This is a genomic window from Collinsella sp. TF05-9AC (assembly GCF_003438495.1).
Classification (GTDB): Bacteria; Actinomycetota; Coriobacteriia; order Coriobacteriales; family Coriobacteriaceae; genus Collinsella.
Map to the genome: position 1 here is coordinate 934 of NZ_QSSH01000040.1, position 11426 is coordinate 12359.

Annotated in this window: 13 protein-coding genes; 12 read left to right on the top strand and 1 reads right to left on the bottom strand. The window is 60.8% G+C overall.

Annotation, left to right across the window (positions count from 1 at the left end):
* The first annotated feature begins 178 nt into the window (after positions 1-178).
* The 8 genes from DXC52_RS08965 (at position 179) to DXC52_RS09000 (ending at position 9312) form a co-directional block, all read left to right on the top strand.
* Entirely contained in the window at positions 179-883 is a 705-nt protein-coding gene (locus tag DXC52_RS08965) for a hypothetical protein (protein WP_117746974.1), read from the top strand.
* 1 nt (position 884) lies between these two features.
* Positions 885-2849, top strand: a complete 1965-nt coding sequence (locus DXC52_RS08970; protein WP_117746975.1) for a type IV secretory system conjugative DNA transfer family protein — start codon at positions 885-887, stop codon at positions 2847-2849.
* Between the two features lie 13 nt (positions 2850-2862).
* Positions 2863-3831, top strand: a complete 969-nt coding sequence (locus tag DXC52_RS08975) for a relaxase/mobilization nuclease domain-containing protein (RefSeq protein ID WP_158554638.1) — start codon at positions 2863-2865, stop codon at positions 3829-3831.
* Positions 3832-4075: 244 nt separating this feature from the next.
* Positions 4076-6157 (top strand): hypothetical protein, encoded by a 2082-nt coding sequence (locus DXC52_RS08980; RefSeq protein ID WP_117746976.1) that lies wholly within the window; start codon positions 4076-4078, stop codon positions 6155-6157.
* Between the two features lie 41 nt (positions 6158-6198).
* Positions 6199-6825 (top strand): ParA family protein, encoded by a 627-nt coding sequence (locus tag DXC52_RS08985; RefSeq protein WP_117746977.1) that lies wholly within the window; start codon positions 6199-6201, stop codon positions 6823-6825.
* Positions 6815-7060 (top strand): hypothetical protein, encoded by a 246-nt coding sequence (locus DXC52_RS08990; RefSeq protein WP_117746978.1) that lies wholly within the window; start codon positions 6815-6817, stop codon positions 7058-7060. Before DXC52_RS08985 ends, DXC52_RS08990 begins: the two co-directional genes overlap by 11 nt.
* 66 nt (positions 7061-7126) lie before the next feature.
* Positions 7127-8215 (top strand): adenine-specific methyltransferase EcoRI family protein, encoded by a 1089-nt coding sequence (locus DXC52_RS08995; RefSeq protein ID WP_117746979.1) that lies wholly within the window; start codon positions 7127-7129, stop codon positions 8213-8215.
* 2 nt (positions 8216-8217) lie between these two features.
* Positions 8218-9312 carry a DUF262 domain-containing protein gene (locus DXC52_RS09000; RefSeq protein WP_117746980.1) on the top strand — a complete coding sequence of 365 codons (1095 nt, stop codon included), beginning with the start codon at positions 8218-8220 and terminating at the stop codon, positions 9310-9312.
* 195 nt (positions 9313-9507) lie between these two features.
* Here the strand turns inward: DXC52_RS09000 and DXC52_RS09005 are convergent, their stop codons facing one another.
* Entirely contained in the window at positions 9508-9711 is a 204-nt protein-coding gene (locus DXC52_RS09005) for a hypothetical protein (RefSeq protein WP_117746981.1), read from the bottom strand.
* Between the two features lie 71 nt (positions 9712-9782).
* Between DXC52_RS09005 and DXC52_RS09010 the strand changes: the two genes are divergently transcribed.
* From DXC52_RS09010 to DXC52_RS09025, 4 genes are all read left to right on the top strand, one after another.
* Complete coding sequence (locus DXC52_RS09010) at positions 9783-10097, top strand: hypothetical protein (protein ID WP_117746982.1); 315 nt, start codon at positions 9783-9785, stop codon at positions 10095-10097.
* Positions 10094-10447 (top strand): hypothetical protein, encoded by a 354-nt coding sequence (locus DXC52_RS09015; RefSeq protein ID WP_117746983.1) that lies wholly within the window; start codon positions 10094-10096, stop codon positions 10445-10447. Before DXC52_RS09010 ends, DXC52_RS09015 begins: the two co-directional genes overlap by 4 nt.
* A gap of 342 nt (positions 10448-10789) precedes the next feature.
* Positions 10790-11101 (top strand): DUF2958 domain-containing protein, encoded by a 312-nt coding sequence (locus tag DXC52_RS10025; RefSeq protein ID WP_158554639.1) that lies wholly within the window; start codon positions 10790-10792, stop codon positions 11099-11101.
* A gap of 4 nt (positions 11102-11105) precedes the next feature.
* A partial coding sequence (locus tag DXC52_RS09025) for a hypothetical protein (RefSeq protein ID WP_147330619.1) occupies positions 11106-11426 on the top strand: 321 nt, incomplete at its 3' end.

The following is an 11426-nucleotide window of genomic DNA, read 5'->3' on the forward strand; positions in this document are numbered from 1 at the left end:
GCGGGGCCCCGGCGGCCGATGTCGCGCGCGCCGTGGCCCAGCTGGAGCGCGCCGCCCAGGCGGTCGCCGACGCGATGGAGGCCGCGAGGCCGTAGGGTGCGATTGTGAAGGGTTGGTATAGGGGTAGAACAGGGGTATAATAGGGGCAACACATAAGGGTCGTCGAACGGAGATTGCCATGCCGACCATCAAGCCAAAACGCACATTCGTCTACTCATCCGAAAGCGCCAGGCGCGCCCTCGAGGCCGCCCTCGCGGACCGCTGTGAGGTCAATCGCACCAACATGAGCCAGGAGATCGAGAGTATCCTCATCGGCGCCCTCATTCCGCATGACGGTGGGCTCGCCGAGCGCGCCATGACGCGCATCTATTACGGGCAGACTGGGGTGCGCGACGAGGTTGCGGCCGCGTTCAGCGATGCGGCCGCCGTATACGACTGGGAGACCGGAACCTCCGACCTTCGGCCGCTCGTCGAGATTGCTGCCCAGCAGTCGCTCGGAGCGCTGATCGACGCGTCGAAGGAGGAGGCCGACGGCTCGCGCCCCATCTACCATCTGAGGACCTGCTGGGACTCCGTGTGCAGCCGTCTGCACCACGTCTGCGAGAGCGACCCGGACAGCCGCGAGGCCCTGTCGGCCGCCGTCGACGAGGGCGTCGCCCGCGATCTCTCCCGCGCCCTCGATGCCGGTTGCAAGATGGTCGAGGCGAGGGCGTTCTTCGACATCGCCCTGCGCAACTGGGCCGTCCTGGGCGGGTTCACGTACACCTATCGGTCCCTCATGGACGTCGTTGGCCTCGCCGACGAGTGGCCCGAGACCGCCCGCGCGCGCGAGGACCTGAAGGAGTGTCTGTGGTCCATCTCTGACGGCCGAGGCGGCGAGTGACATGGATCTTGGTCGATACCGCAGCACCGCTTTCCTGGCAGCGGCCTTCGCCGCCGTCATCGATATAGCTCTCTATCCAATCGTGGCCCCTGCGATCGCGTGCGTGGTCGCAGGGGCCGCTTTCGACTGGTTGGGGTGGCTCGACGCCATCGGCCTGGACCTCTGGGAGGCGTTCTGGACGTCCGGCGAATGGCTCTGGCACATGCCGTTCATGCTCGCCGGCTTCGCGCTGGCGTTCTTGATTCTGTTCGGGTACTCGGTCGCCAGGGAGGGGGAGCGCACCCGTGAGGTCGAAAGCGGTATCTACGGCGACGCCCGCGTCATCCGCGGCGCGGCGGAGCTCGTCCGCCGGAACGATTTCTGGGACGGTCGCGGGACACCGGAGAGGGCTGGGCTCGTCCTCGGCGCGACCGCGAAGGGCTATTGGTTCGACTCTTCCGTTCCCCATGCGCTGACCTGCGGAAAGACCGGTTCAGGCAAGACCCAGCTTCAGGTGCTTGAGACCATGCACCTGACGTTTGCGGCTGGTTGGAGCGTCGTTTCCACCGGCAAGCCCGAGGTCCTTGAACTCACGGCCGACAGGGCGTGGGGACTGGGATACAAGGTTGTTGTCCTCGATCTGACCGGCTACCCGGGGGCAAGTCGGTACAACCCCATCGGCCTTGTCGTCGATGCCGTCGAGGCTGGGGACACCGATGCGGCCGTGAGGACGGCCCGCCAGGTCGCCGTCGATCTCATCCCCATCGGCGGAGAGAAGAACACCTATTTCCCCAAGGCCGCGCGCAACATGCTCGCTGCGTGCATCCTCGTCGTCTGCACCGCCGATATCCCGCGCAGGCGGAAGAACATGGCGAGCGTCGCCGCGCTCGTCGAGCGCGGGACCGCCGGAGACGACCCGAAGGACCCATCCGCACCCCTCAAGGACTACATTCGCAACCTCGGCCCGTCGCACCCGGCGTTCTCGCCGGCGTCCGACCTCCTCGGGGACGGCGGCGCGACGACCGCCGGAAAAAACGTCGTCTCGACCCTCAAGGAGGCCCTGAGCATCTTCTCGGACGGCGCGCTCCGCGCCGTGACGTCCGAGAGCAGCGTGTCGATCCGCGACCTCATCGAGAAGAAAACAGCGGTCTATATCGAGATGCTGGACGAGGGCGACCCCTACGGCGTCGTCTACACGTGCTTCCTCGACCAGTGGTGGCAGGTGGCGCAACAGGTCTGCAAGGAGAACGGCGGCCGGATGCCGCACGAGACGGCGCTCGTCCTCGACGAGATCGGCAACCTTAACGTCAAGGTCGCGTGCCTGCCGGCTATCGCGACGCTCGGCCGCAGCATGAGGATCCATGAATATTTGTTCGTGCAAAATTTAAAACAATTGAATGCATATAACGAACCAGGCGACGGCGGGGCCGGGCGCGACAAGCTGATAGGCTCCATCGGCACCAAGGTCGCCCTGTCGCTCTCGGAACCCGAGGACTTCAAGTTTTTTACCGCACTCGCTGGAAAACGGACGGTGCGCTCGATGGGAACTTCCAGCCAGAGGGGCCAGGGCCGCGCCTCAGTCGGGACGAGCTACAGCGAGGCTGCCGTTCCGCTGATTAACGAATGGGAGTGGCAGCAGCGCATCCCCATCCGCGACGGGCTCATCGCCATCAAGGGCGGGGAGAACTCGAAGCCGGGCCGCGAGGGCGTGTTCGAGCTTCCGCTCGACTATGCCAACCGCACCCCGGCGGGCTCCTTCTTCGGGCTCGGCGACGAGGAGGCGGAGCGCCAGAAGCGCTCCGCCTACTACGCCCGCGCCAAGGCCTCCGCGCAGAACGAAGTGTATGAGGTGCCGGAACCGTGGTGTCCCGAGTTCAACGTTGGCGATGAGACGGACGATGATGACGAGATCGCGCCCGACGACGTGTTCAAGGCTGACGAGGAGAACGCGACGTTCGAGGACGAGTGGGCCGCGTGGGACGAGTGAGGGGGCGGTAAACATGACGGCTATCAAACAGGTATCGGTGACCAGTGCGCAGCATATGAAGAGTCTTGCTGGTTATCTCGACAGGTCGAGCAATAAGCATGACGCACTCGACCTCGACTCCCGGAATCTCAACGACCCGGAGAACTGGGCTCGCGAGATGGACCGCACCCGCGATGCCTATGGGCACAACGAGTCCGGCCGCAAGGGCTCGAAATGCACCTACTGCTACCACCAGATCATCGCCTTCAATCCAGACGAATGCGACGTCAACGGTGGTAGGCTCACCAGGGCCGGGTGCATGGGATTCGCCCGCGAGTGGGTGGAGCGCTACTATCCGAACCAGGAAGCCGCCTGGGCGCTTCACCTCGAGCACTCGAAGGACGGAACGGACCGTTACGCCGTGCATATCGCCATCAACCGGACCGACCTCGAGACCGGACGCAGGCTCGATGAGGGCCGAGCAAGCCGTCAGAAGGTGCTCCACGCGTCGAGGATGCGCGAGATGGACGAGAGATGGGGTCTCTCGCAGCTCGAACGCGGCCAGAGGAATAGCAGGTCCCATGCTCGCCAGGAGTCTCCCGGCGAGCGGAGGGCCCGCGAGGCCGGCCGCGCGTCGTCGCCGCGGTTCGAGACAGATCTTGACCATGTTCGCCGCGTCGTACGCGAGAGCGTTCGCGAGGTTGCCGCCTCGGGAGCCCCCAACAAGATGCGCGCGCTCAACGAGGCGCTCGAGAAGAGAGGGGTTCATATGCGAATGAGCCGAGACGGGCGGGCGAAGGCTAGGGACGTGGTCTTCGAGTATCGTTCGACCTACGACCGCAGAGACGGCCGCGGCAACCGTATAAGGGTTTCCGCAATCCGCGGACATCGTCTCGGTCGCGGGTTCAGCATCGCCGGTATCCAACATGCCCTGGGCGTCGGCATGGCCATGTACCGCATGGCCGAGCGCGCCATGGACGACGGGAACGGTAACGATATGTGATCGATGCTCAAGATGAGGAAGCGCGAGCGAGGGCATCCGGCATCTAAGGAGAAACCTCCGACGTGTCTATATAGAATGTATATACTTTCTATATAGACACTTTTCGCTTAGAGCAGTGTAAAATAACTTTATCCTTAACATACGTCCTGTAATGCCATAGGTATTCCCCTCGGGGTGGCTCCTAAGGTCTTTACCTCACTCCGTTTCTTTTCATCTGTTTCATGCAAGCCAGAGGAGAGTTTTTATGCCAGTCTCGCGTCACAAGGCCCAGAGCAAACACGACGGCTACTGGTACGAGGATGAGCGCCACAAGAACCAGCAACGTAACGAAATGCTGTTCAATACTCCGGGGTGGTATTGGTGTGATGCCGACTCGTTCTATCGCTCGCTCTTTCCGGAGGGTAGCTTGCAGAAGAAGGGTGCTGATTCAGACGGTAAGCCCAACCTCATCGTCCTTGAAGATACGGGTAAGGAGATTGACCATGGCACCGACGCGAAGGGCAACAAGCTCGTCAAGCGTGTCATGCACCGCTACACGGTCCACGACGATCTCGACGAACTTGAGCATCTGAGAGACGTGTCTATCTCACAGAACACTTTCATGTTTCTCGCCCCGGTCAGTTACTACGGCAAGAGCCGCAACAGTAAGAATGCTCGTTTTCTGCACGCAATCATGATCGACCTCGATTACGTCGGGACTAGGCAGCTGGTGAACCTGCTGCACGAGATGGAGCGCGGTGTCATTCCCTATGCAAACTATCTCGTCAGCTCAGGAACCGGGCTTCACGTCGTGTACAAGCTCGATCGTCCCGTGCCACTTATGACCCGCTATGTCACCGGACTACAGGTTTTGAAGCGCGAACTGACCGATAGGGTCTGGAACGCCAACACGAGCGATAGCGACCCCGACAAGAAGCAGAGCCAAGGCATATTCCAGGGGTTCCGCATGGTTGGCACCGCGACGAAGCTCAATGGCGATATTGGTAACCCCAAGTACAAGCAACCCTACGCTGTCGAATGCTTCTCGCACGACGAGACGCCGCCCGCCACTATCCCTTACTTGCTCTCCTTTATCCCGAGGCTAAGGGACAAGGAGGACATGGAAGGTCTCGACGCGCTCAGCGCCCTCACGAAGGAGGTTCGCAAGACGACCCCGATAGCCGAGGCCAAGGAGAAGTGGCCGGAGTGGTACGAGAAGCACGTCGTCAACGACGAGCCTCTGGGCGGGTGGCTGTATGGCCGTGCGGCCTATGACCGCGTGCTGAGTGTCATCAGGGAGCATGTTTCGGTGAGTCACCGCTATTGGTGCATCTTCTATCTGGCCGTAATGGCGAACAAGTGCGGCGTGCCCCAAGACGAGCTCGAGGACGACGCCTACGGTCTTCTTGAGCGGTTCGATGCCCTGTCAGTCGAACCTGACAACAGGTTCACCGCCAACGACGTCGCAGCGGCCCTTGAAGCCTACGAGGGCGGCTTGGCATCGGGAAGGGCAAGGCGGTACACCCAAGATTTCTGCGAGCGCAAGGCAGCGGTCGAGTACGGTGAGAAGATGGGGCACGGGAGCAACCCGCCGGAAAAACGGCTTCCGAAGGACTTGTCGCTCAAGAAGGCCAGGTACGAACGTGATCTCAAGCAGGAGATGAATGGCACCACCTGGTGGAACAAGGACGGCGCACCGAAGAAGGCCATGCAAGTATGGCGAGCCGCAGCCGAGAATCCCGGCCTGAGCGTCGCCGCCCTCGCCCGTAAGGCCGAGGTCTCTAGGCCGACTGTGTACAAGTGGCTCAAGCCTGGCTGGGAGGCCGAGTATGCCGCGACGATGCGCAAGGATGAAACATCTCGACCCACGCCGCGACCGGCTCGGCACAAAGTCATCGAGGAGCAGGCGGAGCAATTCAAGAGGCGATACGCTGAGGACAGCGGTGCGTTCGAGGCAATGGTCGTTCGCCACATCGCCTCGCATCCATGGGAGCCGTTCGGCCAGACGGCGGCGTTTTTCGGCCTACCCGATGCTGCTGCCGTCGAGAAGATTGCAAGCAGAAACAAGACCGAGCTTGATAGGGCAAGGCTCGGGCTTGATGAGCGTTTCCGCGCGTGGAACTCTGAGACTGACGACTACTTCGACGCCATGACCGCGGCCAGGGTCTTGGGCAGGTTCGATGAGTTTATGACTGCCCGTGCGAGCGGTGTTCAGTCATCGATTGAATGGGCGAGGAGCGAGATCCCTGCCGCCTTCGCGCATCTGCAAGAGATTAGGGCTGAGGGACGTCAGCCGACCGCCGAAGACCTTGTCGCAGTAAAGGAAATGTATATACACTCTATATAGAGTGTATATACTATCTATATAGGCAAATTGAAGGGAACTCGATGATTATCTCGACAATCAACCTGAAGGGCGGCGTCGGCAAGACGACCACGGCCATAGCTCTCGCCACCGCCGCCGTTCGCGACGGCAAGGACGTCGAACTGTACGACTGCGACCCGCAGTCGAGCGCGAGCCTCTGGGCGATGATGGCCGAGGAAGCCGGCGACCCCCTGCCGTTCCCCGTTACGCCCGCCAACGTCGCGACCGTCCGCATGGCGGGGCACAGACTCAAGAGCACCGAGGACAAATGGCTCTTCATTGACTGCCCGCCCAACGGGCGCGTCATGGACGAGGCGGCGGACTGCTCCGACCTCATCGTCGTCCCGACCACGACTGGACCAGCCGACATGGTGAAGACGTTTGAGACGACGGATACCCTCGGAGCAAGGGGCTTTCTGTTCGCTATTCTGCTCACCCGCGTGCTCCCCGGCACCCTCAGCCTCAAACAGTCCCTCGGCGAGCTTGCGGACCGCGACACCAGCTACTTCGACTACCAGATTCCTAGCCGCGAGGGCTTGAAGAACTTCTTTGGCAATTCCTTCGGCGATGACCTGTACGGCTATGAGAAGGTCTACGAGCAAATCAAGCAGAGCATCAAGGAAGACAAGGAGGCCTACGGTGCCAACTAAGCGACCGCAGCGCCGCACCGCCCCCGCGGCGGAGACGGCCAGCATGACCCTCATGGGCAACCAGGACCTTCAGTACAAGGGCGACTCAACCAGCTCGCGCAGGAAGGATAAGTGCATCACCTTTTGGGTCACCGACGAGCAGAAGGCCGAGATCTCGGCCTTCGCTGCCGAGCACAACACGACCGTCTCACGCCTTATTGTCGAGGGGCTTGAATTGCGGATGAATCAAGGATAGTTATATAAGAAGTATATACACTCTATATAGATTCTATATAGAGTGTATATACATTAAGGGGTGACAATGGCTGGAAATAGCAGCCTTGCCAAGGCGAAGGACGCGAGGCAGGACGAGTTCTACACGCAGCTCACAGACATTGAAAAGGAGCTGCGGCACTATCGTAGGCATTTTCAGGGGAAGACCGTCTTGTGCAATTGTGACGACCCCTTCGAGTCGAACTTCTTCAAGTATTTCGCGCTCAACTTCAACCGCCTTGGTCTCAAGAAGCTCATGGCCACCTGCTATTCAGGTTCCCCCATCACCGGGACGCAGCTCTCGCTATTCGGCGACGCCACCGAGGAGGAGCGACGTACCCCCTACAAGGCCGTCGTCACGTCGGTCCATGACGCGACCGGTAACGGTGGCGTAGAGATGGAGGACGTTGCCGAGTTGTTCAGGAACGGTGAGAACACGATCGAACGGCTTGAGGGGAACGGTAGCTACGACAGCCCCGAGTGCCTCAAGCTTCTTGACGAGGCCGACATCGTTGTCACCAATCCACCGTTCTCCCTGATACGCGATTACGTCCTCACTCTTATCGCGCACGAAAAGAAATTCATCCTCATTGGTCCCCAGAGTGTCACCAAGTACAAGGAGACATTTCCCCTCATCAGGGATGGGAAGATGTGGCTTGGCTATGGCTTCGACAAGGGTGATGCCTATTTCAGCATTCCAAAGGAGAGTGCCAGGGACTTCGCGCAGGGCGTATACAGCGAAAGGACTGGGCTTGTTCACTTCCGTAACTGCGTATGGGTTACCAACTTAGACATCCGCAAACGTCATGAGGAACAGATTCTTTTCCGCAGGTACAAACCAGAGGATTACCCGGCATACACCAATTTCGATGGCATCGACGTCGCGAAGGTCGCTGATATACCGTGTGACTACCCCGGAAACATGGGGGTTCCCATTACCTTTGTGAATCAGCACAACCCTGAGCAGTTTGAAATCGTTGGCCTTGGTGAAGGAGATCTCGCCAAAGAGATGGGCGTGACAAGGAATCACAGGGGGAGAAGCGATCTTGAAGTTCAGACGTCAAGTGGTGCGTTCAAGCGTCCTTATGCGCGTATTGTGATCCGTAACCTCCATCCCGAACAGCCGAAGGAGGCCTAGCCGTGCGTATTGAGGAACGAAAGGTAACCGTCGGCGAGGTCTGCGACGGCTACCTCAACGATGCCGAAGAGGGTGTCGTTGGCTACGGCGAGCGCTTGGACATCCGTCCTTGTTACCAGCGTGAGTTTGTTTACAAGGACAGGCAACGAGACGAGGTCGTTAGGACCGTCATGAAGGGACTGCCTCTCAACGTCATTTACTGGTGCAAGACCGGAGGGGACTCCTATGAGGTCCTGGACGGCCAACAGCGCACCATTTCGCTGTGCGAGTACGTTGACGGATCGTTTTCGGTTGACGATAAGTATTTCTATAACCTGCCCGAGGACCAGAAGAGAAAAATACTCGACTATCAACTGTTCGTTTACGTTTGCGATGGCACGGACTCCGAGAAACTTGATTGGTTCCGCATCATCAATATCGCGGGCGAGCAACTGACCGACCAGGAGTTGAGGAACGCCGTCTACGCTGGTTCCTGGACATCGAGCGCCAAGCGCTATTTCTCGAAGACGGGCTGTGCCGCATCGACTCTTGCTGGCGACTACCTCAAGGGATCCTCAATACGCCAGGACTACCTTGAAACGGCCATCTCGTGGGCTGCGGCTGCTGAGGGAAAGACAATCGAGGGCTACATGGCTCAGCATCAGCACGACCCGAGTGCGGTATCGCTGTGGAACTACTTCCGTTCCGTCATTGATTGGGCCCAGGCGATCTTCCCCAGGTACCGCAAGGAAATGAAGGGCCTTCCGTGGGGTCTTTTCTACAACGATAACAAGGACCGCACGGATCTCGATCCCGCGACGCTTGAAGCCGAGGTATCCCGCCTCATGGCCGACGAGGACGTGACCAAGAAGGCCGGTGTCTACGAGTACCTACTCACCGGGATGGAGCGCTGCCTCTCCATCCGAGCGTTCGACGACCGCATGAAGCGTGCGGCCTATGAACGGCAGGGTGGAGTCTGTCCGTATTGCGGGGAGCATTTTGAGCTCTCTGAAATGCATGCCGATCATATCGTGCCCTGGAGCAAGGGCGGCACGACGACCGCCGATAACTGCCAGATGCTTTGCCGTGACTGCAATCTCAAGAAGGGCGACGACTGACATCTGCGGGATTGATTGATAGCCCCTTTTAGGCCCTATCGCGGCGTTCCGTCTTTGGCGGACGTCGAGTAACGGTTGGGTAAGAGGGCCGGCGCGGCCGGTCGCTTGTGGAGTACATCCTTCCGCCCGTCCAGGTTACGGGCGGAAGGATGTACTCCCGGCTTATCGAGCGGCAAATGAATATCGGAGCCAGGTCTATCCTTGTGCGGTCGCTTTGGCGTCGTTATCCGTGATGCAATCGACAAGATTTCCGGCAAGGCGGTCAACTTGGCCTGCGGCGAATTCGACGACTCTCTCTGGGTCTTGGATATCGCCACGTGAGGCGGCGACGAGCGTTGCCGCGAGCCCCCTCATCTCGTAGCTGATATCGAAGATCCGATTCTGTTCGAGCTCGGTCATGAAAATGCTCCTCAACGGTAGGGATATTGGTCTATAGTATAGAACATACGTTCGTACTATGGGGGGCCGTATTGTTCAAGAAGCACTCGCTGGCCGGGACGTGTGGGATACCGGTCGAGGAGCGTCGTATCTATATCGACGTTGATACCAAGGGGTCCGTCAATTTCAACCATGGGCCGGCGGATCCCCGGGTGATTCACTGGCCCGACGGCCGGTCGTGGACAGTCGAATCTATTTATGACAGGCGGGAATATGGTCGCGCGATCTTCGGCAACCTTTGTGTCGAGGTCGGCGTCTGCATCGCGAAGCAGCGCAAAACCATCTGGTGGGAGGGCGGCAGATGGTTCGTGGCCAAGGGTTCCGGTATGGCGGCGACGGCCATATGAGGGACGTCTTCACCGGCGAGTACACCGCCCGGTCGGTTGGGCCTGATCACAGCCGTCGCGCCCACAAACAGTACGTCGACGTCATGGTGAGGACATCGAGTTCGGGCGAGGTTCGCCCGTTCGCGGTCCTCTGGCCCGACGGCAGGAAGTTCCTCGTCGACGAGATCCTCGAGGTCGCGCCTCCCGGTCCGGTGCTGAACGGAAGCAGCAGCCAGTCGTACACGGTGAGGTTCGGCCGGTGGAAGACTGCCATGTATCTCGAAAGGTCGGTTGGGCAAGACCGGGCGGATACGGTTCGCTGGTGGGTCTGGGCCTTCGACTCGATGGAGATCAAGAATCCGGTCGGATAAACGGCGCTCGGTTCGTGCTTGGTGTTTCCGGCGCACCTGAAAAACAACTCCTTTTCTTCGGGCCCGCCGGCAACGGGCCTTTTTGCTGCCGCGACACGGCATACGCCGCCGTATGGCCACGGCTCCGCGGCCGGGTGGCACCTCCGCTACGCCGCGTCAAGGGGGCCCATGAGACCCCGCACAAACCTCCGCTCCGCTCCGGTTGGTGGAGGTCGTCATGGACCTCCCTTGACCCGCCTTCGCTCCGGTGCGGCTTTGCGGGGAGCAAAGCCGACGACGACGCGCGGCGTCGCCATTCGGCTTTGCCCGCAGGGGCGAGATGTTGAGGGCAGGGTGCCCGGAATGGAGGAAGACATGCAGCGGCTGATGACCGAGGAAATCGCCAAGACGGTGCCGAGGCTCTACGAGCAGGACGGGGCGGAGGACCCCACGGTCTACGCCCACTACTTCTCGTGCGTGAACGGATGGGACTGGTGGCTGCTCGAGTTCGACGGCACGGACGAGGCGTTCGGCCTCGTCGAGGGCTACGACGACGAGCTCGGCTACTTTAGCATCAAGGAGATGGAGGAGCTGAACCGCCAGATGGGGTTCGCCGCCGTCGAGCGTGACGAGCACTTCTCCCCGAAGCCGCTCAGCGCCGTCAGGAGGAGGTAGCCGCATGGTCACGGTCGAGTTCGACTCCATGGGCGAGGCGGTCCGCCTCGCCCTCGTGGCCGAGGAGTACGTGGGCGGTGGCCTGGCCGTCCTCCTCCTCGACGCCACGGACCCGCGCTCCGAGGGCTACATGGCCGAGTGGGGCGTGCTCACGGCGAACGTGCCGGCGGCGGCCGAGTGGTGCCGCGGGCGCGGCAACATCGCCATCGACGCCGCGGTCCCCGCGGCGCTCCTCGGGGCGCTCGAGGCCGCCGGCATGCTCCGCACGGTCGGCAGCTCGGCGGCGTCCGGGATGGCCCGCTACCCGCTGGCCACGGTCGCCGGG

Bases quoted from the DNA above. Each gene is read 5' to 3' on its own strand.
- DXC52_RS08965 (WP_117746974.1), top strand. From the start codon at position 179: ATGCCGACCATCAAGCCAAAACGCACATTCGTCTACTCATCCGAAAGC.
- DXC52_RS08970 (WP_117746975.1), top strand. From the start codon at position 885: ATGGATCTTGGTCGATACCGCAGCACCGCTTTCCTGGCAGCGGCCTTC.
- DXC52_RS08975 (WP_158554638.1), top strand. From the start codon at position 2,863: ATGACGGCTATCAAACAGGTATCGGTGACCAGTGCGCAGCATATGAAG.
- DXC52_RS08980 (WP_117746976.1), top strand. From the start codon at position 4,076: ATGCCAGTCTCGCGTCACAAGGCCCAGAGCAAACACGACGGCTACTGG.
- DXC52_RS08985 (WP_117746977.1), top strand. From the start codon at position 6,199: ATGATTATCTCGACAATCAACCTGAAGGGCGGCGTCGGCAAGACGACC.
- DXC52_RS08995 (WP_117746979.1), top strand. From the start codon at position 7,127: ATGGCTGGAAATAGCAGCCTTGCCAAGGCGAAGGACGCGAGGCAGGAC.
- DXC52_RS09005 (WP_117746981.1), bottom strand. From the start codon at position 9,711: ATGACCGAGCTCGAACAGAATCGGATCTTCGATATCAGCTACGAGATG.
- DXC52_RS09015 (WP_117746983.1), top strand. From the start codon at position 10,094: ATGAGGGACGTCTTCACCGGCGAGTACACCGCCCGGTCGGTTGGGCCT.
- DXC52_RS10025 (WP_158554639.1), top strand. From the start codon at position 10,790: ATGGAGGAAGACATGCAGCGGCTGATGACCGAGGAAATCGCCAAGACG.